Annotated in this window: 27 protein-coding genes; 13 read left to right on the top strand and 14 right to left on the bottom strand. The window is 63.2% G+C overall.

Going from position 1 to position 18,540, the window contains the following annotated elements; translation table 11 throughout:
- From rplP to AABD04_RS16375, 4 genes are all read left to right on the top strand, one after another.
- Entirely contained in the window at positions 1 to 417 is a 417-nt protein-coding gene (rplP, locus tag AABD04_RS16390) for a 50S ribosomal protein L16 (protein ID WP_027496313.1), read from the top strand.
- Complete coding sequence (rpmC, locus tag AABD04_RS16385; protein ID WP_027496314.1) at positions 417 to 662, top strand: 50S ribosomal protein L29; 246 nt, start codon at positions 417 to 419, stop codon at positions 660 to 662. Before rplP ends, rpmC begins: the two co-directional genes overlap by 1 nt.
- Positions 659 to 937 carry a 30S ribosomal protein S17 gene (gene rpsQ / locus AABD04_RS16380; protein WP_032397542.1) on the top strand — a complete coding sequence of 93 codons (279 nt, stop codon included), beginning with the start codon at positions 659 to 661 and terminating at the stop codon, positions 935 to 937. Before rpmC ends, rpsQ begins: the two co-directional genes overlap by 4 nt.
- Before the next feature lie 83 nt (positions 938 to 1,020).
- Positions 1,021 to 1,497, top strand: a complete 477-nt coding sequence (locus tag AABD04_RS16375; RefSeq protein WP_341441808.1) for a glycosyltransferase family A protein — start codon at positions 1,021 to 1,023, stop codon at positions 1,495 to 1,497.
- A 7-nt stretch (positions 1,498 to 1,504) separates the two neighbouring features.
- Here AABD04_RS16375 and AABD04_RS16370 read toward each other — a convergent pair whose 3' ends face one another.
- The gene (locus tag AABD04_RS16370) at positions 1,505 to 2,818 is read right to left on the bottom strand and encodes an AIM24 family protein (protein WP_341441807.1); all 1,314 of its coding nucleotides are present in this window, start codon (positions 2,816 to 2,818) and stop codon (positions 1,505 to 1,507) included.
- 148 nt (positions 2,819 to 2,966) lie between these two features.
- Between AABD04_RS16370 and AABD04_RS16365 the strand changes: the two genes are divergently transcribed.
- The 3 genes from AABD04_RS16365 to AABD04_RS16355 are packed head-to-tail and all read left to right on the top strand — an operon-like array spanning position 2,967 to position 4,167.
- The gene (locus tag AABD04_RS16365) at positions 2,967 to 3,113 is read left to right on the top strand and encodes a hypothetical protein (RefSeq protein ID WP_341441806.1); all 147 of its coding nucleotides are present in this window, start codon (positions 2,967 to 2,969) and stop codon (positions 3,111 to 3,113) included.
- Complete coding sequence (locus AABD04_RS16360) at positions 3,110 to 3,724, top strand: PRC-barrel domain-containing protein (RefSeq protein ID WP_341441805.1); 615 nt, start codon at positions 3,110 to 3,112, stop codon at positions 3,722 to 3,724. Before AABD04_RS16365 ends, AABD04_RS16360 begins: the two co-directional genes overlap by 4 nt.
- Positions 3,724 to 4,167: a PRC-barrel domain-containing protein gene (locus AABD04_RS16355; protein ID WP_341441804.1), complete on the top strand. Its 444-nt coding sequence runs from the start codon at positions 3,724 to 3,726 to the stop codon at positions 4,165 to 4,167. Before AABD04_RS16360 ends, AABD04_RS16355 begins: the two co-directional genes overlap by 1 nt.
- A gap of 9 nt (positions 4,168 to 4,176) precedes the next feature.
- On the opposite strand, the gene AABD04_RS16350 is transcribed toward AABD04_RS16355, so the two are convergent.
- The 4 genes from AABD04_RS16350 to AABD04_RS16335 form a co-directional block, all read right to left on the bottom strand.
- Positions 4,177 to 5,157 (bottom strand): mechanosensitive ion channel family protein, encoded by a 981-nt coding sequence (locus AABD04_RS16350; protein ID WP_341443084.1) that lies wholly within the window; start codon positions 5,155 to 5,157, stop codon positions 4,177 to 4,179.
- A gap of 158 nt (positions 5,158 to 5,315) precedes the next feature.
- On the bottom strand, positions 5,316 to 8,438 hold the full coding sequence (locus tag AABD04_RS16345; protein ID WP_341441803.1) for an ATP-binding protein: 3,123 nt from the start codon (positions 8,436 to 8,438) through the stop codon (positions 5,316 to 5,318).
- Positions 8,439 to 8,455: 17 nt separating this feature from the next.
- Positions 8,456 to 9,100 carry a hypothetical protein gene (locus tag AABD04_RS16340; protein WP_341441802.1) on the bottom strand — a complete coding sequence of 215 codons (645 nt, stop codon included), beginning with the start codon at positions 9,098 to 9,100 and terminating at the stop codon, positions 8,456 to 8,458.
- Positions 9,097 to 10,134 (bottom strand): endonuclease domain-containing protein, encoded by a 1,038-nt coding sequence (locus AABD04_RS16335; protein ID WP_341441801.1) that lies wholly within the window; start codon positions 10,132 to 10,134, stop codon positions 9,097 to 9,099. Before AABD04_RS16335 ends, AABD04_RS16340 begins: the two co-directional genes overlap by 4 nt.
- Positions 10,135 to 10,359: 225 nt before the next feature.
- Between AABD04_RS16335 and rplN the strand changes: the two genes are divergently transcribed.
- From rplN to AABD04_RS16315, 4 genes are read left to right on the top strand one after another with little or no spacing between them, the layout of a single operon-like run.
- Entirely contained in the window at positions 10,360 to 10,728 is a 369-nt protein-coding gene (gene rplN / locus AABD04_RS16330) for a 50S ribosomal protein L14 (RefSeq protein ID WP_032397538.1), read from the top strand.
- Positions 10,729 to 11,046 (top strand): 50S ribosomal protein L24, encoded by a 318-nt coding sequence (gene rplX / locus AABD04_RS16325; protein ID WP_008718278.1) that lies wholly within the window; start codon positions 10,729 to 10,731, stop codon positions 11,044 to 11,046.
- Between the two features lies 1 nt (position 11,047).
- A complete protein-coding gene (gene rplE / locus AABD04_RS16320; protein WP_008718275.1) occupies positions 11,048 to 11,620 on the top strand; it encodes a 50S ribosomal protein L5 in 573 nt (190 codons plus the stop codon).
- Between the two features lie 4 nt (positions 11,621 to 11,624).
- Positions 11,625 to 11,810, top strand: coding sequence for a type Z 30S ribosomal protein S14 (locus AABD04_RS16315; protein ID WP_008718273.1), 186 nt, complete (start codon positions 11,625 to 11,627; stop codon positions 11,808 to 11,810).
- Positions 11,811 to 11,901: 91 nt separating this feature from the next.
- Here AABD04_RS16315 and AABD04_RS16310 read toward each other — a convergent pair whose 3' ends face one another.
- The 9 genes from AABD04_RS16310 to AABD04_RS16270 form a co-directional block, all read right to left on the bottom strand.
- A complete protein-coding gene (locus tag AABD04_RS16310; RefSeq protein ID WP_341441800.1) occupies positions 11,902 to 12,600 on the bottom strand; it encodes a DUF6885 family protein in 699 nt (232 codons plus the stop codon).
- Position 12,601: 1 nt separating this feature from the next.
- Positions 12,602 to 13,969, bottom strand: a complete 1,368-nt coding sequence (locus AABD04_RS16305) for a glutamine synthetase family protein (RefSeq protein WP_341441799.1) — start codon at positions 13,967 to 13,969, stop codon at positions 12,602 to 12,604.
- A gap of 346 nt (positions 13,970 to 14,315) precedes the next feature.
- A complete protein-coding gene (locus AABD04_RS16300) occupies positions 14,316 to 14,555 on the bottom strand; it encodes a DUF7683 domain-containing protein (protein ID WP_243594735.1) in 240 nt (79 codons plus the stop codon).
- 150 nt (positions 14,556 to 14,705) lie between these two features.
- Positions 14,706 to 14,900, bottom strand: a complete 195-nt coding sequence (locus AABD04_RS16295) for a hypothetical protein (protein WP_341441798.1) — start codon at positions 14,898 to 14,900, stop codon at positions 14,706 to 14,708.
- A gap of 144 nt (positions 14,901 to 15,044) precedes the next feature.
- Entirely contained in the window at positions 15,045 to 15,290 is a 246-nt protein-coding gene (locus tag AABD04_RS16290) for a DUF7683 domain-containing protein (RefSeq protein ID WP_341441797.1), read from the bottom strand.
- Positions 15,278 to 15,460 (bottom strand): colicin E3/pyocin S6 family cytotoxin, encoded by a 183-nt coding sequence (locus AABD04_RS16285; protein WP_341441796.1) that lies wholly within the window; start codon positions 15,458 to 15,460, stop codon positions 15,278 to 15,280. The genes AABD04_RS16290 and AABD04_RS16285 overlap by 13 nt, the downstream gene beginning before the upstream one ends.
- On the bottom strand, positions 15,432 to 16,490 hold the full coding sequence (locus AABD04_RS16280) for a WXG100-like domain-containing protein (protein WP_341441795.1): 1,059 nt from the start codon (positions 16,488 to 16,490) through the stop codon (positions 15,432 to 15,434). Before AABD04_RS16280 ends, AABD04_RS16285 begins: the two co-directional genes overlap by 29 nt.
- On the bottom strand, positions 16,490 to 16,777 hold the full coding sequence (locus tag AABD04_RS16275; RefSeq protein WP_341441794.1) for a WXG100 family type VII secretion target: 288 nt from the start codon (positions 16,775 to 16,777) through the stop codon (positions 16,490 to 16,492). Before AABD04_RS16275 ends, AABD04_RS16280 begins: the two co-directional genes overlap by 1 nt.
- A complete protein-coding gene (locus AABD04_RS16270) occupies positions 16,777 to 17,082 on the bottom strand; it encodes a WXG100 family type VII secretion target (RefSeq protein WP_243594741.1) in 306 nt (101 codons plus the stop codon). The genes AABD04_RS16275 and AABD04_RS16270 overlap by 1 nt, the downstream gene beginning before the upstream one ends.
- A gap of 505 nt (positions 17,083 to 17,587) precedes the next feature.
- On the opposite strand from AABD04_RS16270, the gene rpsH reads away from it, so the two are divergent.
- On the top strand, positions 17,588 to 17,986 hold the full coding sequence (gene rpsH / locus AABD04_RS16265) for a 30S ribosomal protein S8 (RefSeq protein ID WP_008718266.1): 399 nt from the start codon (positions 17,588 to 17,590) through the stop codon (positions 17,984 to 17,986).
- Between the two features lie 14 nt (positions 17,987 to 18,000).
- Positions 18,001 to 18,540: a 50S ribosomal protein L6 gene (rplF, locus tag AABD04_RS16260; protein ID WP_243594742.1), complete on the top strand. Its 540-nt coding sequence runs from the start codon at positions 18,001 to 18,003 to the stop codon at positions 18,538 to 18,540.

Genomic DNA, 18,540 nt, shown 5'->3' with positions numbered 1-18,540 from the left:
ATGTTGATCCCCCGCCGGGTCAAGCACCGCAAGCAGCACCACCCGAAGCGTTCGGGTGCCGCCAAGGGCGGAACTCAGGTGACATTCGGTGACTACGGCATCCAGGCTCTCGAGCCCGCCTACATCACCAACCGTCAGATCGAATCCGCTCGTATCGCGATCACTCGCCACATCAAGCGTGGCGGCAAGGTCTGGATCAACATCTTCCCGGACCGCCCCCTCACCAAGAAGCCTGCCGAGACCCGCATGGGTTCCGGTAAGGGTTCGCCCGAGTGGTGGATCGCGAACGTCAAGCCGGGTCGCGTGCTCTTCGAGCTGTCGTACCCCGACGAGACCATCGCGCGTGAGGCACTGACTCGCGCCATCCACAAGCTGCCCATCAAGGCACGCATCATCACCAGGGAGGAGCAGTTCTGATGGCTACCGGAACCCCAGCCGCAGAGCTCCGCGAGCTCACCGGTGAAGAGCTGGTCACCAAGCTGCGTGAGTCGAAGGAAGAGCTGTTCAACCTTCGTTTCCAGATGGCTACCGGCCAGTTGGACAACAACCGTCGACTGCGCACCGTCCGTCACGAGATCGCGCGCATCTACACCGTCCTGCGCGAGCGTGAGCTCGGCTTGGCATCTGGTCCTTCCGAGGACACTGCAGGTGACGCGGCATGAGCGAGGAAAAGACTGTGACTGAAGAGCGCAACAACCGTAAGGTTCGGATCGGCTACGTCGTATCCGACAAGATGGAGAAGACGATCGTGGTCGAGCTCGAGGACAGGGTCAAGCACCCCCTCTACAGCAAGATCATCCGTCGTACCACCAAGGTCAAGGCACATGACGAGAAGGGCGACGCCGGCGTAGGCGATCGCGTTCAGCTCATGGAGACCCGCCCGCTGTCCGCCACGAAGCATTGGCGACTGGTCGAGGTTCTCGAAAAGGCCAAGTAAGCATCTGATGCTCGAAAGACCCACCCCCGGCAACGAGGGTGGGTCTTTTCGTCGTGTCTTCCATCTCCTGTCAGGTGTCGTCGGTGCCCGACTCGTCCACGCGTTTCCCCCGTCGAGTGCCTGCGTCGGTCACGGTGATCGTGCCTGTTCGCAACGGCGCGCACACGATCGGCGCACAGCTCGATGCGCTGCAAGAACAGTCGTACGCGGGCCGATTCGACATTCTCGTAGCGGACAACGGGTCGTCCGACGACCTGGCCGGTCTACTCGCACGCAGGCAGGGCCAGGGACGAGTGCCGGTGGGTTATGTTCTGGCCGATGAGCTACCGGGTGCTTCGCACGCACGCAACGTGGGTGCCCGACATGCCACGGGAGAATTCATCGCCTACTGCGACGCGGACGATGTTGTGCGAGAACACTGGTTGCACCACCTGGTTATGGCCGCAGGGTATGCAGACCTCGTGAGCGGGTCTCTGGATACTTCGATGATCAACTCGCCGAAGGACCACATGCGGCGTCCGTTTCAAGGCTCGATCCGCCGTCGGACGCTGTTCGTGTAGCCGCACGTCACCTACCCAACAAGCCGCCGAGCGCCCCGCCGACGCCGGCCTGCTCTCCGCCCCCGGTGCCACCCACCAGCCCACCCGGAGGTTGCTCCGAGGGTTGAACCACGACGAATCCTTGGCCGGCGAACTCGAGGGTGAATCGTTCTCCGGTCGTGCGGCCGATGAGCGTACCGAGACCGAACGAGTCGTTCTTCTTGACCCTGGTCTGCAAGGAGGACGACCATGCGACGGCCGCCTGCGGGTCGGCGAACGTCGGTTGATCGACGTTCAGCACCACCGGAACACCGTCGGTGGTGATGGCAATGCGGCCCCGGCCGGTGAACACGCAGTTGAAGAAGCCCGCATTGCCGCCGGCCGCTGCACCCTGCACCCGTTTGATGTCGTAGCTCAGTGTGGATTCGAAGGCCAGCACGTTGGCACCGTTGATGGTCAGACCGTCCGAGCCGTCCAGGTCGATCAGATGAACGTCCTGGGCGGCGTTGGCGAGAAAGAGATCCCCCTGGCCGGTGACCTTCATCAGCGGAACACCCTCGCCGGACAAAGCCTGTTTCAGAGCCCGGCCGATGCCTCCGGAGCCCTTGGCCTCGAACTGCAGATTGCCTTGATAGGCGACCATCGAACCGGCTCGAGCCATGATGTCGCCGTTCATCCCGATTCGACACATCTTGCTGCCCTGCTTCTGGATACCCGAGCCGGGAACCTCGGCGTGGGCGGGCGCGAACAGTTCGCTTCTCATGGCCAGAACTCCTTGTCGAGCTGGTGAATTCACGGTGGAATCGGTGATGGGTGAGGACGGCTCGGCGGGCGCAGGTGGCTCGTCCGTTTCGACGCTGATGCCGAATGCGTTGGCCAACCCCGCCAGGCCATCTGCATAACCCTGGCCGACGGCGCGGATCTTCCACTGATCGCCGCGCCGGTAGACCTCGATGCACACGAGCGCAGACTCGTCACCGATGCCGTCTGCCGAGTACGAGACCTGAGGTGCCGACGCGTCGGACACGGCAACAGATACCGGTCCGGCTGCTGCGAACGTCGTCGGCCCGGTGCCATCGAGGGAAGCAGCGATGACGACGGTCTCGATGTCGGCTGGAATCGCCGACGGATCCACCCGAACGAGATGGCCCGACGACGCGCGTCGGTATTCGACGCCTGCACCCTCGGGCTGATTCCAGAAGACCATATCGGCGTCGGACCGCACGCGGCCGTTGGAGGCCAGCAGCAGAGCCGACACGTCGACGTGCGTCGAACTACTCAGTTCGACCGTCAGTGGACCGGTTGGTGCAGGGCAGTTCTCCCCGCGTGCGAGGACTTTCACAGGCACCAGTGTGCCAGGCCCATCTGGTGTACGAGAATCTGCCGAGACGCCGGTGTCGCGTTTGAAGGTGTGCGTCAAGGGGTAGTACAGGAAGCCGAGCGGGTGATCCTTGAGCTCATTCACTTCTTGTCGAGAAAGGGTGCTCACTATGCAGTGGTGGGGTTGGGTCATCGTGGCCCTCGTGTTGATTATGGCGATCGTCGGAGCAGTACTGCTGGTGCAGGCCCGGCGTCGGTCCGGAGGCGTGATCATCACCGCACCGCGCAACGAAACGCCTACGAAAAAAGAACCATGAGCGAAAAACTGATGCGGTCGAGCGAGATCGCCAAAAGGCCCGTAGTCACCTTCGCAGGCGAGGACGTCGCGCAGGTCAAGGACATCGTGTACGCCCCGGACGGCGGGGCCGTAGCAGGCTTCACCCTCGCAGGCCGAGGCCTTTTCTCCGGCCCGAAGAAAGAGGTCATGCCGTGGCGATCGGTGGCTGCCCTCGGACCGGACGCGGTGATGATTCTCAGCGAGGACGCTCTGACCCCCGCCGATCAGATGTTCGCCGCAGCCGAGGACGACGGTGAGAATTCCGAGCCTGCACCGGAGCGTCGTGGGGACATTCTGGGTTCTACTGTTCTGACGGATACGGGAACCGATCTGGGCACTGTCGTCGACGTGATCATCGAGGTGAGCGGACGGAACGGCGGGCAGTGCGATGTCGTCGGCTACGAGATCAAGTCCTCCGAGTCGATGAAGAACAAGGGAGCAACCGTGCTCATCCCGCTGCCGGACACACTTGCGGCCTCGGGCGAGCACCTCATGGTTCCGGCCAGTGCCACCGATTTCGTACGTGACGACCTTGCAGGTTTCGGCGCGGCCGTGGACGCCTTCCGAGCACAGCTGAAGGGAACTCGCTGATGTTGTTCTCAGAGTCCGTCGGTCGCAAGATAGTGAGCACCTCCACCGCCGACACCGTCGGTGCTGTCGGGGAATTCCTTGTCGATCCGCGAAGTCGCACCGTAGCCGGTCTACAGATCAAGAAAAGCAAAACCGGTGACGCGCTTATGTGGTCCGGTATTTCCTCGTTCGGTTCGGACGCAGTGACAGTCGAGTCGGCGGACTCCATCGTCGATATCGGAACCGAGGACTCACTGTCCGGTCTGCACGGCAAAGCTCACCGCGTGATCGGTAAACGCGCGCTCAGTACTGCTGGGGTCGATCTCGGCACGGTGGACGACGTGGAGTTCGATCCGGAGACAGGCGCTGTCACGTCGGTGATCGTGGACACCGTATCCATCGAGGGACGCACCCTCACCGGAGTCGGGTCGTATGCCGTCGTCCTCGATCATCGGGACCGCTGAATTCTCACGTCACTGGTGTGCGTCGGGGTCCCGACGAGCATCGACTATTTTGAGATCGGGAATCCCCACGATCTCGTTGGTGGCTGACGCTATACCTATTCCAGCTTCGTCCAGACCGGCGAGAATGTCGCGGGTCATGAGGTCCTTGATCGCTCTGACGCCGCGGTGCGGCACGAGGAACCGTAGCGACAGTTCGACCCAGTTGTCGGTGATCCGCCAGTAGACCGACGGGTTCAACGATGTGGGAGCCAAGGCATAGCGCCTGCGCATGGACTCGAAAGCGCCGTTGGCGCTCGGGTCGTCCACCACCGCGTGGTCGCGTGCAGCACGGAGGAGGATCTGCTCCACCAACTGTCGGTCGTCGGTGTAGGCGATGGGCAGAACGATCTCTTCCCATAGATATGGGAATTCACGGGTGTAGTTGTAGACCGGATCGGTGAAGATGACACCGTTGGTGACGGTGACCAGGCGTCCGGTGTACTGGCGCGAGTTGACCCATATTGCCGGATCGGAGTCCGACACAGCCGGCGGTTGGCCCATCTCCATGATCGTGGTCTTGAGAAAACCGAGACGGACGACGTCACCGCGCACACCGCCCAGAGTGATCCTGTCGCCGATTCCGAAGGTGTCACCTCGCAGGATCACGAAGTAGGCGGCCAGCGAGGTGATCACCTGCTGCAGAGCGAAAGCCAGACCTGCACTGATCAATCCGACGCCGGTGGTGATATCGGTATTCGGGGTCACCCAAATCGAGACCAGGCCCAGCACGAGAACTACGGCGACGATCACCTGCAGGCCCTGGCGCGCCCAGAATCGCCGCGAATCACCGACCTCGCCCCCGAGGGATCGGCGCGTGAGTGCCAACACCAGCCGGCGCAGAGCGAGCACGATGGTGACGAAGACGGCAGTGACCACCAGCTTCACGCCGGTCGTGGTGCTGATTCCCACGAGGGTGACCCCGAATAGTTCGGCGGACTGTGCCGTATACATGACGCTCACGAACTACTCCGACTGCCGATCAGGCTGCAGGCGTCCACGATACGGGTGCAATCGGCACCGAAGGCGAGACTCGGCGCATCGCATTCCTGGTATCGGTGGTGCGATGACCGGGACGCGAGCGGCCGTCCAGCCCATCGATCGGGTGGTCGTCACAGCTGAGCCAACGCGATGACTTCTTCCTCGGTGGGCGGACTCTTCGGGTGGTAGGACAGGCACAGGGGAGTGGCGGTACGGCGGAACTCCGCGCCTTCGACCGCCGCGTAGAACTGACCGGCCGGCAGTCGCCCGACATCGGGAACCGAACCGCCCTTGACGCGCGCCATCTCCTTGGCTGCCTCGACCTGCGACGGACTGTTCAACAGGCCGTAGAACTGAGTCGACGCGTTGCCTGCGATGCGGTTGTGCAGGCCCTTCGGAGCCTGGGTCGCGAACACCAAACCGAGCCCGTACTTGCGTGCCTGCGACGCGAGGGCAAGGGTGCTGTGTGTCGCCGCGGTCGTCCTGTCCGAAGGCGCGAAGTTCTGCGCCTCGTCCATGACGAACAGTCCGCCCAGTGGCCGGTCACCTGCCGGGTTCTTCTTGATCCACGCGAACAGGCCCATCTGGAGTTGATTGACGAAACTCTGCTTCTGCTCATCGGTGGTCAGACCGGCCAGGTTGATCACCGACACCCTGGCCTTCTTGCCCTCGACAGGCGTCAGTAGAACAGCTGGATCGACAGGTGTACCGGCCCCGGCGAACATCGGATCGTTCGCGGCGGCGGCCTTGAGATTCTCGGCCAGTCCGGCAGCGATGCGAACGGCGTCGCGCATCTCGCTGGCGTCCTCGGGGAACTCCTCCAGCAGGGCGATGAAGTCGGTGAGGTTCCCGCCGTGCGGCCGTCGACCGAACAGATCGAGTGCCGACTTCAGCACGGCCCGACCATGTTTGGCCTTCTGCGAGGTGCCGAGAACGCCGGCCGCCGGTTCGAGCGAAGCCAGTGCGGACTCGACGGAGGCCTCGAACTCGTCGGCGTCGCCGAGGACGCTGACGAAATCGGGAAGTGGCTGGAAGCTGAGCGGGCGACCGGCGGACTTACGCGGCGTCCAGACCACGACATCGGTGTCGCGCAGGTATGCCGTGGCTTTGGCTTCGTCTCCCGGCGGCCACGTTCGCTCGTCCTCCGGCCATGCAGTGCCGAGCCGAGCCAGGTCGTTGTTGACGTCGAGTACGATCGCCGAAACACCCTGCAGGGCGCACTCTTCCACCAGGCGGCGGATGAGCACCGTCTTGCCGGAGCCGGAGCCGGCGAAGATCGCAGTGTGCTTACGCAACGCTTCGAGGGGAACGGCGACATCAGCGCCGGTGCTCAGTTCGGCACCCACCACGATGGACGGCCGACGCGCTGCGGCCGGTGCCGCAGCGGCGATCGGGGTCTCCGGTTCGATGAGGGCCGTGTCGTCGTCGACGACACTCACGGCAGGCAACACCGCCCCGAACAATTCGACGTCGTGTGCCGGCTTGCGCGCGAGCAGCCAGGAGGTGAGCGCGGGCGAATTCTCGCTCAGCAGGATCGACAGTGCCGCCAATGCCCGACGGTCCTCGTCGCTCAACGGCACCACGACGCCTCCGGCGCGACGCAGGGCTGCAATGGTCTGCTCGGTCTTCGCTCCATTGGGCCACGGGTCGTTCCTGATCAGAATCAGCCGCCGTTTGGGCATGTCGACCCGGAGGCCCGCCGTGGTCACCGCGCGCTCCACGCGGGCCAGCGCGGCCCGAGCGTTGCCGGACGTCACCGCGCGGAAGCACCAGTGCTCCTCGTCGTCGGTATCGGTGTCGACGGTGTGGCGGAGCCGGGCGTGCAGGGCAGGCTTGCCGCTCGGGGGCGGGTCCTGGGCCAGGCTGTCGTCGGACGACTGGTGTTCGTGAATCCACGCGGTCAGTCCCGCAGACAGCAGTGTGGGAACGATCGAGTCCTCGCTGTCGGGTCGCAGCGGAACGGAGACGTCCACCTGTTCGCGAAGTTGCCGGTATCGATCGTCGAGGATGTCGAGTTCGTTGATCCGCGCTTTGGGAAGGTCCGACGCATCGGCCGGGCCGGACCGGTCGGTGAAGCTCGTCAGCTCCGACGCGACGCCGGTGTCGAGGCAGTGCCGGATGTGGCGATCGACGGCAATGAGCAGTTGGCGCGGCGTGAAGTCCGGGGCTTGCTCGAACGCGTCGGGTGCCACCGGCCACGTCGGGTGCGGCGGAGTGAATCCGGCTTCGAGGAAGCACGCCGCGAGGCGTCGCCCGAGTAGCAGACGGCCGATGTCAGACGACGGAATCGGCTTGAGCGTCTGGGTGACTCGGAAACGGTCTCGCATGGGAGCGACTCCGCGGGCGGCGATCAGTTCCCATGCACTCGACAGAGCCGACAGTACCGAGGCGGTGCGGGGGAGTGTCTCGCGTAGGGACATCAACCCGTGCGCCAGCTGCTCGACGACCTTGTCTTCCTGTGCGTCGGCGAACTCCTGGTCCGATCCGGTGCGCGACTGCGCCACCAGCGTGTCGATCTGGTCGATGGCAAGAATTGTCGGGCCGGTGATGGCGAGCAGGCGAGAGATGTTCTCGGCAATGCCCTGGTGGCCCAGCTCGGCCCGGCGAATGCCCCAGGCGGAGAACTCCTCGGGGTCGACATCGTCGATCGACTGCAGGTAGGCGTCGCCCAGATCCTGAACGGCCGAATCCGGGGCGATGGACAACACCAGCGCGCGCAGCGTGTGCTGCGACGTGCGGCGGTGCCGGGGATGAACCTTGTACACCGCAGTGACGAAAGCGTCGAGGGTCTCGGCGTCGATCATGTTCTCGCCCATGATCTTCGAGCGCTGATCGTCCGAGATCTCGCCGATCTCGCACAGGCGTCGGAGCAGTAGACCGAGCTGGCTGTCGGAGCCGCGGCCCGACGGGCGCATCAGGTCGTCGAGCATCCCCATCAGCGTCGAGCGCCAGAAACCGGCGGCGTCGAGGAGTCTGATCAGAAAGAAGTACCCGCCCTCGAGCTGTACTTCCTCACGTACCTGGCCGAGCAGGTGTGTCTTGCCCGAACCTGCCGGGCCGCGCACGACGACGCCGAGTGGGCTGGCGTCGTCGGAGGCCTCCGCGTCGGCGTAGGCATTCATCACCTCGACGAACACGCGCTCGTGCATCCCCGGTACGTGCACGTTGGACTGGGAACGCCATACGTCGTCGGGTGTCGGTGCCCAGCTCAACCGCACCGATTCGAGAGCTCGGATCTGCTCGTTGTCCGTCATCGTCGAGTCAATACCCATCATGGTTCGATCGAGAGAAGGTGGTTCTGCTGATTGCCGACGACGACGGCCGCGGCGCGTTCCTCGTCGGTCAACGTCTTCTGATTCTCCTCGGGAATGAGCGCGACATCTGCGGCGCGGCGCAGGCGCGCCAGGGCGTCGTCCAGATCCGTTCTCGGTATGTCACGCAACTCGTTTCGGAGCCTGGAGAGGCGGACGGTGCTGCCGGGTTCGTGCGCGAGCCGTGCGTAGGCCGCACGAATCGAGGCCTCGATGTCGACGGCCTTGTCGGTCTCGTCGACGGGAGCCGGCTCGTTCCCGCGGGGTGAGAACACCTCTGCTGGGCGACTGTCGGTGCGATCGAGCCATCGACGCAGACCTGCCAGTACGGTGAACATCGCCTTACCGGCTCCGGTCGATCGAGCCGGTGGTTCACCGCCGATGAGTTCGCCGCAGGTGCGCCATCCCTTGTCGGTGAGTTCGAGCGTCATCGGGCGTACCGAGGAATTCACCTCGATCAGACCGGCGTTCTTCAGCTTGTCGCGAGACGGCTTCGCCAATTCGGGGCCCATCGTTTTGAGTTCGGAATTCTTGACCGGACTCGACTCGGCCATCAGGACCAGCAGCACTGCTGCTTCGGTCCCGTTCAGGTCTTCGGTACTCATCGAGGATCCCCCTTCGATCGTCTTCTCGATACTGCCTCGCGGATGGTAGCTACCGCACGGTGCGGGTCGTCGATCACCTGAGCGTTGGTGAAGCGCAACACCAGGTAGCCATGTGTCTGCAGCTGGTTGTCGCGGACGCGGTCCTCGGCGAAACGGTCGGCGGCGCGGTGTTCGTTGCCATCGATTTCCACGACAATTCTCTCGGTGCGCCACAGTACGTCGACCGTGAACGGTCGTGTCAGCTCGCCGAGTCTGATGGTGCGGTTGTGTTCGCGGCCGGCGGCCCATTCGTGGAGGTCGAGTGCCCGGTACAGACGTTTCTCGGGTTCGCTGGCCGGGTGTGGTTGTCCCGCGATGGGTGGGTAGCTCACGGGGCGGAAGCGATCGAGGACAGTGCTGACGCCGGCGGGCACCGCGGGTGCGCGCACCGACACGGACGGAAATCTGTCCGTTCCCGACCCCCCACCGCCGGTCACCCAGACCGCTGTCCTCGCGTGGTTGCACAACCATTCCGCCGCAGTCCCGATGACGTCGCCATCCAGTCCCGAGGGCACCACCAACACGAGAGCGGTGGAGCGTCGTTGCTGAGCGGAGGCAAGGATCCGAGCCGACCCCGCTGCTCGGGTCTCGACGGTGAAGGCGTTTCGACGAGGCCGAAGCCCCGCGACCGCGGACTCCGCGAGAGCCGCGACGTACGGACCGAAGTGCGGGGTATCGGCGGCGAGCCGCACCGCGGTGACGCGTGCCGCGCGCCGATCCAACGTCGACGACCCTTCGTGGTGGGCGAACTCCCCGAGCCAGAGCGGAACCGCGTCGACGGCCGCGTTCTCCAGTCCGGTGACCACCGCATCCACGAGATCGGCGGCGCGATTCGCCGTCGCGGGATCGACCGCGAAGAATACGATCGAGGGCGCGCCCGACGGTAGAGGGTTCACGGCCTCGGCAAGTTCGTGCTCGGTGGCACCGCGTAGTCGGACGACCCGATCCAGCGGCAGAGACGACCACCAGCCCGCGGCGGCATCGTTCGCGGTCACAGCTGCACCACGCCCACCCTGACTCGCCCCATGACCGAACCGTACCGACAGGCTCCGACAAGCGGATGGCTACGACGAGGATTTGGATCCTGCCCGAGTGTTCCCCTACACTTGACCGGTTGCCTGTGGCAGCGGTGTGCTTTCGTGCGCCCGTGCCCGGCAGCCGACCGCGCGTGTCGGGACGGAAATCCGGCACGTACGTACATCCAGGTCAAGGAGAAGTGAGTGATTCAGCAGGAGTCGCGAGTACGCGTCGCTGATAACACGGGCGCGAAGGAAATCCTTTGCATCCGCGTTCTCGGTGGTTCGTCACGTCGCTACGCCGGAATCGGCGACATCATCGTAGCCACGGTGAAGGACGCCATTCCCGGTGGAAACATCAAGAAGGGTGAGGTCGTCAAGGCCGTCATCGTCCGCACCATCAAGGAGCGTCGCCGTCCGGATGGCTCGTACATCCGTTTCGACGAGAACGCTGCGGTGCTGATCAAGCCGGACAACGATCCCCGTGGAACCCGTATCTTCGGCCCGGTCGGCCGTGAGCTGCGTGAGAAGAAGTTCATGAAGATCGTCTCGCTCGCCCCGGAGGTGCTGTAAATGAAGGTGCACAAGGGCGACACCGTTCTCGTGATCGCAGGCAAGGACAAGGGTGCCAAGGGCAAGGTCATTCAGGCCTACCCCGCTGACTCCAAGGTTCTGGTCGAGGGTGTGAACCGCATCAAGAAGCACACCGCGGTCTCCGCCAACCAGCGCGGCGCATCCTCGGGCGGCATCGTCACCCAGGAAGCTCCGATCCACGTTTCGAACGTCGCAGTGGTCGACTCGGACGGAAACCCCACTCGTGTGGGCTACCGGACCGACGAAGAATCCGGCAAGCGCGTTCGTGTTTCCCGGAAGAACGGGAAGGACATCTGAGATGACTACCACCGAAAACATCGCGGGCGAACAGCCCCGCCTCAAGGCGCGCTACCGCGCCGAGATCAAAGACGCCCTGAACACCGAATTTGCATACGAGAACGTCATGCAGATCCCCGGCATCGTCAAGGTCGTCGTCAACATGGGTGTCGGCGACGCCGCCCGTGACGCCAAGCTGATCAACGGTGCAGTTGCCGACCTCGCTGCCATCACCGGCCAGAAGCCGGAGATCCGCAAGGCACGCAAGTCCATCGCACAGTTCAAGCTGCGCGAAGGAATGCCCATCGGCGCACGCGTCACCCTCCGTGGCGACCGCATGTGGGAGTTCCTCGACCGTCTGGTCTCCATTGCCCTTCCCCGAATCAGGGACTTCCGCGGCCTCTCGGGCACGCAGTTCGACGGCAACGGAAACTACACGTTCGGCCTCAACGAGCAGTCGATGTTCCACGAGATCGACGTGGACAAGATCGACCGTCCGCGCGGCATGGACATCACCGTAGTAACCACTGCAACCAACAACGAAGAAGGCCGCGCGCTGCTCAAGCACCTCGGCTTCCCGTTCAAGGAGAACTGAGTCCATGGCGAAGAAGGCATTGGTCAACAAGGCCAACAAGAAGCCGAAGTTCGCGGTGCGTGCATACACTCGCTGCAACCGCTGCGGCCGTCCCCATTCCGTGTTCCGCAAGTTCGGCCTCTGCCGTATCTGCGTGCGCGAGATGGCACACGCCGGAGAGCTTCCCGGAGTTCGCAAGAGCTCCTGGTGACCTGAAGCCTCCGGGCTTCATCACACCACGCTGATGGGCGTGGGTTCCGACAGGAACCCTCGCCCATTTTGCGTTGCTCAGGTCCTGACTTTCACACCGACCACACGTCGTGTCGTAGATCCAGAGAGCGGACCAGATCCACCGCCGCATGATGATGCTGGCTGTCGACGACCAGCAGCAGGCCACGCTCGGACATCGCCGACGCGAGGGCATCGGTGGAGACGGTTCTACATCCAGGCGGCATGTCCGGGTCTCCGAGTTCCCGGTAGGTGTCGGCAATCGCCACTACGTCCTCGACTGGATCGAATCCCCAGACGGTCACGAAATGTCCTACGTTCCAGTCGAAGTCGGTCAACTCTGCAGTATGTACATTCGCCAACGATCCGAAGCGGAAAGGCCCGTCGGCAAGACGGTCGAGTAACAGACGCAATCTCTCGACGGAGGGCCCCACGATGGGAACCACGGCGACGCGGTGATCGGTCGCGGTCTCGATGCCCTCCGTGAGACCTGCTGCCGTGGTCCCGGCTGCGTCGATCGATGCGGCTCTCGGCAGTAGATCCCACCCGTCGGTGATTCGGGGGGTTCCGGGAGGACGGGCCGAGTCGATTGCACCCGGCCAGATCGCGGACCTCGACGCGATGGCGAGTTCGTTCACGCCCGGTGCGTCGTCGCCCATGACGGCCGTCAGCGCCACCGATGCAGAGAACGGTCCGCAGAGTTGATCCGGTTGTGGCAGAGCATGATCGAGGGCCGAGACGATTGTGGTTGCCCCGACGAACCGTCGCAACATGTCAGTAGATCCAGCGCAGCGATTCGAGCAGTTCGTCCTCGGTATGGCCCTCCGCCCACGCGGCGTCGGCGTCCCGGCAGGCAACGAATGCGCCCAGAAGTTCTTCGCCCAACACGTCTCGGACCAGAGCTGACGACAGTAGGTTGTCGCGCTGCTGCGCGTGGGTCGTTGCGAGAGGCGAGATCCCCGCGGCCTCGCGACGAGCATCGTCCCAACCTCCCACGTCCTCCTGCACCGGTGACGGCAACTGCGCCGAATCCGCCACTCCCGCCAGGCCGGCCGCGATCGTGACGGCCAGAGCCAGATACGGATTGGCGGACGCGTCGCATGCCTTCAACTCGACGTTGGTGTGTTCCGGGCCGAGAAGGGGTGTGGCCGGTACGAGTCGCACTGCAGCCTCCCGGTTTTCGACGCCCCAGAACCCGAAGGCACCTGCCCAATAGCCGGGTCGACGACGCAGCAGCGACCCCGAACTCGGTGCCGTGATGGCAGTGAGTCCCGGGAGTTCTCGAACGAGGCCCGCGATGTACGCCCGCCCGGTGTCGGACAGTCCGTACTCTCCGTCGCCGGTCAGAGCGTTGTGACCGTCGCGAACCAGTGATGTGTGTAGGTGCCATCCGTTACCCGCACTGCTCGACGAGGGCAGGGGAGCGAAGCTTGCCCTCAGGCCCTGGGCTTTGGCCGCTGAGTGGATGGTCTGCCGCGCGAGTACTTGCGCATCGGCTGCAGCAAGTGGATCGAGTGGACTCAGTGCGATCTCCAGCTGGGAGCCGCCGTACTCGGCATGAATCTGCCCGATGTCGAGGCCATTCGCAGACAGCGCCTCGAGCAGCAGTACTACGAATTGATCGACATCGCGGAGTGCGTTCGCCGAGTAGGCAGGTCCGCGATGAGCGGACAGTCCGTCCGACTCGCGAGTCAGGGCGAACTCGATCTCGAATCCGGCCCGTACCTCGAAACCGGCATCGGACGCCTTCTGCACCTGCCGCTCGAGAACTGAGCGCTGATCGTAGGGCCACGGTGTGCCGTCCGCCGACAGCTGTCGTCCATGTGCCCACGCCAGCCCCGGCTGTCCGGACAGGGCGACCACGCTCGACGCGCTCTCGATCACCGGAATCAACCGCACATCGCCGGACGGCGTCGACAGTCCTTCGTGCGCGAATGTGATCCCGTCATGCGAATCGAATACCGCGAACACCGCGGTGACTCCGACTCCGCGACGTGCGGCGGCGGTCAATTCTGCGGTGGGCACGGTGCGTGATCGGACGACGCCGTTGTTGTCGACCCAGCCGATGGTCACCCCCGCGATGTTGCGGTCGCGGAGAGTGTGGGTGAGGTGGTCGATGTCGACTGCCTTCGAGTCCGTCATGGTCCGACGTTAGCGAAGAAGTGGGAGTTCGGGTGTCCAACTGGGTCTGCGGATTGCGGAATGGCTTGGCTACGCGGGAACTGAGCCGTTGCGTGTGCTCGACCGTGTCTGCGGTTGAGTCCAGGGCGGCTTCGACGCGGCGATGAATCTTTCGTACGACATTGAAACGGGGTTGAAGCGTGCCCGAGGCCTGCATCCGAACCTCCGGACCGTGTCAGGGCGCGTTGTGATGTCAGGTGCCGAGCGACAGTTTCTGGTTGTCGACAGTCATGTTCCCGAGCACGTGGATTTCGGGCCTGTTTGCAGTCGCGTTACAGCTGGCCTCCAGGTGCCAGACTGCCCTTCCTCAGTCGGTGAACAGGCCGATGAAGTACACATTATCGGAGCTGATCCTGAGGTCGCCCTCGATGTACCGCGCGAACTTCGGCACGTCGGCCAATGCGACTGGATATGGTCCCATTTCCAAGGGAAGGTCATCTTCATCGACGTCGATCAGCTCTCTGATTCCGTCTCCTGTAATAGCGACCAGGCGATAGCTGTTTGCGATCGAATCGGTTCGTTTATCATAAGATTCCAAATACCACATACCATCTCTCTAGTTCCGAATCGATCTGGTCGGCCTCGGTCCCTCTTCGAACCGCATGTCTTCCGGCTGTGGCCGTGGAGTGTGACATCTATTTCGGTTCAGCGCGAAATGAAACTTCGTACGAACGTCCTTGGTACTCCCTACGATGGGCTATTCAGCAAGGAATGAGACCCAATACTCGCAATCGGGGTCCGCCTTGATGGGAGTCCGAGCGTATTGCGCGAACTCGCCAACGAGATCGAGCGGAACATCTTTGGAGCGAACTGCAACCGGCAAGTCGAAGTGATTGTCGTCGATACCTAATATTCTCTTCACGATGTCGACAGTCATATCGCGCAGCCCCATGTTGGTCAGTGTATGAGAATAGATTCTCTTTGCGTCAGTCCAGTGTTGTCTATTGTCGAGAGGGCGTTCATCGCTCGGGCAGAGTTTCATTTGGATTCTTACGAAACCGAGGTCCATGCTGCATGGAATTTCATTCGGTGATGGTCAGTCCGAAGAATAGCCAACTTCGTATTCGCAGTTCTCATCCACCGTAAAGGGTTCGTCCATGTAAGCTGCAAAATCTGATGCCGTGGACAGTGGAACATCGTGCTGACGAATCGCAATGGGAAGTTCGTACTCGTCGTCTGTTGTGTCGAGAATTTTCTCGACTATGTCAGCTGACATGTTGTGGAGGGGGTAATCGGCCACAAGGAGGTGGGTAGTCTTGTCGAATTTCTCTAGGCGCCACATTTATTTTCCTGGCTTTCGGCTGGGTTCTGCAGGCTGGTCTGGGCTCCGGTGTTGGGGTCGTATTCCCCCAGGTGTTTACCGCTCTTGCTGTACTTTTCGACGGCTCCGTGCTGGTAGTCCCACTCGTAGATATTTCCTTTGTCATCTACCCACCGCTTTCGCCCATTCATGGTCTTTTCGCGTATCGCTTTCGGAAAGCCGGCAAGGTTTCGAGGTGGGGGGGTTGTAGTGCCAATTTCCTCCACCAGTGTCTGCGTTGAAGGTCGTCGGACTTGCTTGTAGGAGCGGTTGCACGTCCAATGCAATTCCAATGGCCGCCGCCCCGGTTGCCACGGTGACACCGACGGCAATTGCCGACGCCGCTTCCACTCCGGTGAGGACGGCGATGACACTTCCGGCGATGACGCTGCCCGTCGCGCCGGTAAGCGCGACCGTTCCCACGCCGAGTGTGAAGAAGCCGGCAACTGCACCGGCGATCGTGCCGGCCACGATGGCCGTCCCCACGATATCGATGACGCTTTGGTGAGCGTCCTGAATGGTCGAGGCCCATTCGCCGCAAGCTCTCGCGAGAGTCTCGAATTGGTCGGCGACGTTGTGCGCAGCGATGTGGACGCCGTCCATCTGGGCGAGGACATGCGGCAATTCGTCGGAAGAAAGGTCCTCGATGTCGGTCCATGCCGAGTTCGTGGCGTCGCTCGCTCGGCGTAGCTCCTCGGCGGCGGTGCGCCACGCGCTGCCGAGACCCCGCAACTTCTCCGGATCACCGTTGGGCCACATGTGGCCCTGTAGCCATCGCGTGATCAGGCCCCACCCCATCGGAGCGTCGGTGTCGCCGCCGTAGGAACCGTTGAAGCGCGGTGTATCCGTATGAGGAAGTTGTGGGGGAGTGGGTAGCGGTGGGGGCGGCGGAACGGTGTTCGCATTCTCCGCGTTGGCGTGATTGACGCCGGTTGCCGCCAGCAGATCATGAAGTTTGCCGAACGCATTCGTGATGTCGGTTGCTGCGGAAACTGCGTCGAATGCTGCGGAATCGTAACTGTCGGCCCAAGACTTTCCGGCGTTGTCGGTGCCTGCGCAGCCCCAGTTGCGGTCGAGTTCCGCGGCGAGTTCCGCTATCGCGCCGCTCGATATGGTCTTGGCGCTGCCGTACTGGGAAGCCGCATCGGCAAGGATGTCCGGGTCGACGCTGATCGGGGCCATCAGGGCCACATTCGCTTGTTGTGGTCCACGGCTGCGCGGTAGCGGTCATGGGCGCGTCGTGCCAGCGTGCCGAGTTGGGCGAGCGCGGTTCGCATATCGTTCAGTTCCTGCCGGAGTAGCTCGTGCTTCGAGCGGTGCGCCTCGGCCGCTTCGCCCTCCCACTCGACGCCGAGATCGTTCACCTCGCGCTCGACATCGGCGATGGCGGATTCGATCGTGGCTCCAACTGCGTGCGCGCGATCGACGAGAGTGAGAATCCGCTCGACGTCGGCGACATAGCGTGCCATCAACGGTCCAACCGCAGGCCGGGATCCATCGCGTGCGCGTCGATCTTCTTGTCCGCTGCGGCGTAGTCGATTGCAACGCGATCGAGCAGCGCAGCGTCCTCGGTCCGCGCGCCACACATCTTCCGAGCCGAATCGACCCGTTCCGCCCACAGAACTGCATGGGAATCGGCCGCGTTGCCCGTCCAGGAGGACTCCATCAACTCGTCGGCGTCACGGCGGATGAGGTCGATGTCGTCCCACAGCGCATCGGCGAGACCGGACATTCGGGCTGCGGCTCGACGTATGCGGTCCGGATCGGCTCTCACAGCGTCGTCCGGAACGGACCCGGCCACGTTCGGACGCCGACCGTTTCGAAAAGACCACTTGAATGCATCGAACCCCCCGGAGCGATGGAATGATGTCGGAAGGCTACTGCACCGAACCGACGAACGCGGTCGTGTTTGCCGCCTCTCACCGGCGGGGTGCCCCATGAGCTCTACCACGGCCGATTTTGAGAATGCCACCCGGTTCCCTACACTAGAGCGGTTGCCCGGGCTTCGTCGTGCCTGCACGCGAGTCCTTGCAATACAGAACGCAACCTCGAGTTCTCCGTACGTCAGCATCGAAATGCGGAAGCTCGTAACCCTGGCAGTGCAGCGATGCACTGCTTGGAGCGCAACCCCTGACCGGCAACAGTCGGTCAGGACATGTTCACTTCGTTGTAGGCCCACGATGTGACGAGCCAGGCCCGCCGGGTTTTCGAGAATCCAGGGGCACCAGCTCGCGCGTGCTGCATGGGAACCGCTGCGAGAAAGGTGCACAGGTCACACCATGACGATGACCGATCCAATTGCAGACTTCTTGACCCGTCTGCGCAACGCCAATTCGGCGTACCACGACGAGGTGAAGCTTCCCCACTCGAAGCTCAAGGCGAACATCGCCGAGATCCTCAAGCGCGAGGGCTACATCTCCGACTACCGCACGGAAGACGCCGAGGTGGGCAAGACCCTCATCGTCGATCTGAAGTACGGCCCGAGCCGTGAGCGCAGCCTCGCCGGCGTGCGACGCGTCTCCAAGCCCGGTCTCCGGGTGTACGCAAAATCCACCAATCTGCCCAAGGTTCTCGGCGGCCTGGGCGTGGCGATCATCTCCACGTCCACCGGTCTGCTCACGGAGCGTCAGGCGGCCAAGCAGGGTGTGGGCGGAGAAGTCCTCGCCTACGTCTGGTAGGGGAGGCCACCACCATGTCACGTATTGGAAAATTGCCGGTCCCAGTCCCCGCTGGCGTCGATATCACCATCGACGGCCAGAACGTTGCGGTCAAGGGCCCCAAGGGTGCCCTGAGCCTGACGGTCGCCGAACCCATTCAGATCGCTCGCGCCGATGACGGCACCATCTCCGTCACGCGGCCCGACGACGAGCGCAAGAGCCGCTCGCTGCATGGCCTCTCACGCACTCTCGTCTCGAACCTCATCACGGGTGTCACCAACGGTTACACCACGAAGATGGAGATTCACGGCGTCGGTTACCGCGTGGTACTCAAGGGCAATGACCTCGAGTTCGCACTCGGTTACAGCCATCCCGTGCTGATCGAAGCACCCGAGGGCATCACGTTCACGGTCGAGTCGCCCACGCGATTCACCGTTGTCGGCATCGACAAGCAGAAGGTCGGTCAGATCTCTGCCAACATTCGTCGTCTGCGGCGTCCGGACCCGTACAAGGGCAAGGGCATCCGCTACGAGGGTGAAGTGATCCGCCGCAAGGTCGGAAAGACAGGTAAGTGA

It is taken from the genome of Rhodococcoides navarretei (assembly GCF_038069675.1).
Taxonomy (GTDB): domain Bacteria; phylum Actinomycetota; class Actinomycetes; order Mycobacteriales; family Mycobacteriaceae; genus Rhodococcoides; species Rhodococcoides navarretei.
Note: the sequence above shows the minus strand (reverse complement) of the source record. Positions and strands in the feature narration are given on the sequence as shown.

Bases quoted from the DNA above. Each gene is read 5' to 3' on its own strand.
- rplP (WP_027496313.1), top strand. From the start codon at position 1: ATGTTGATCCCCCGCCGGGTCAAGCACCGCAAGCAGCACCACCCGAAG.
- rpmC (WP_027496314.1), top strand. From the start codon at position 417: ATGGCTACCGGAACCCCAGCCGCAGAGCTCCGCGAGCTCACCGGTGAA.
- rpsQ (WP_032397542.1), top strand. From the start codon at position 659: ATGAGCGAGGAAAAGACTGTGACTGAAGAGCGCAACAACCGTAAGGTT.
- AABD04_RS16365 (WP_341441806.1), top strand. From the start codon at position 2,967: ATGCAGTGGTGGGGTTGGGTCATCGTGGCCCTCGTGTTGATTATGGCG.
- AABD04_RS16360 (WP_341441805.1), top strand. From the start codon at position 3,110: ATGAGCGAAAAACTGATGCGGTCGAGCGAGATCGCCAAAAGGCCCGTA.
- AABD04_RS16355 (WP_341441804.1), top strand. From the start codon at position 3,724: ATGTTGTTCTCAGAGTCCGTCGGTCGCAAGATAGTGAGCACCTCCACC.
- AABD04_RS16350 (WP_341443084.1), bottom strand. From the start codon at position 5,157: ATGTATACGGCACAGTCCGCCGAACTATTCGGGGTCACCCTCGTGGGA.
- AABD04_RS16345 (WP_341441803.1), bottom strand. From the start codon at position 8,438: ATGACGGACAACGAGCAGATCCGAGCTCTCGAATCGGTGCGGTTGAGC.
- AABD04_RS16340 (WP_341441802.1), bottom strand. From the start codon at position 9,100: ATGAGTACCGAAGACCTGAACGGGACCGAAGCAGCAGTGCTGCTGGTC.
- rplX (WP_008718278.1), top strand. From the start codon at position 10,729: ATGAAGGTGCACAAGGGCGACACCGTTCTCGTGATCGCAGGCAAGGAC.
- rplE (WP_008718275.1), top strand. From the start codon at position 11,048: ATGACTACCACCGAAAACATCGCGGGCGAACAGCCCCGCCTCAAGGCG.
- AABD04_RS16315 (WP_008718273.1), top strand. From the start codon at position 11,625: ATGGCGAAGAAGGCATTGGTCAACAAGGCCAACAAGAAGCCGAAGTTC.
- AABD04_RS16310 (WP_341441800.1), bottom strand. From the start codon at position 12,600: ATGTTGCGACGGTTCGTCGGGGCAACCACAATCGTCTCGGCCCTCGAT.
- AABD04_RS16305 (WP_341441799.1), bottom strand. From the start codon at position 13,969: ATGACGGACTCGAAGGCAGTCGACATCGACCACCTCACCCACACTCTC.
- AABD04_RS16300 (WP_243594735.1), bottom strand. From the start codon at position 14,555: ATGTGGTATTTGGAATCTTATGATAAACGAACCGATTCGATCGCAAAC.
- AABD04_RS16295 (WP_341441798.1), bottom strand. From the start codon at position 14,900: ATGGGGCTGCGCGATATGACTGTCGACATCGTGAAGAGAATATTAGGT.
- AABD04_RS16290 (WP_341441797.1), bottom strand. From the start codon at position 15,290: ATGTGGCGCCTAGAGAAATTCGACAAGACTACCCACCTCCTTGTGGCC.
- AABD04_RS16285 (WP_341441796.1), bottom strand. From the start codon at position 15,460: ATGAATGGGCGAAAGCGGTGGGTAGATGACAAAGGAAATATCTACGAG.
- AABD04_RS16280 (WP_341441795.1), bottom strand. From the start codon at position 16,490: ATGGCCCCGATCAGCGTCGACCCGGACATCCTTGCCGATGCGGCTTCC.
- AABD04_RS16275 (WP_341441794.1), bottom strand. From the start codon at position 16,777: ATGGCACGCTATGTCGCCGACGTCGAGCGGATTCTCACTCTCGTCGAT.
- rpsH (WP_008718266.1), top strand. From the start codon at position 17,588: ATGACGATGACCGATCCAATTGCAGACTTCTTGACCCGTCTGCGCAAC.
- rplF (WP_243594742.1), top strand. From the start codon at position 18,001: ATGTCACGTATTGGAAAATTGCCGGTCCCAGTCCCCGCTGGCGTCGAT.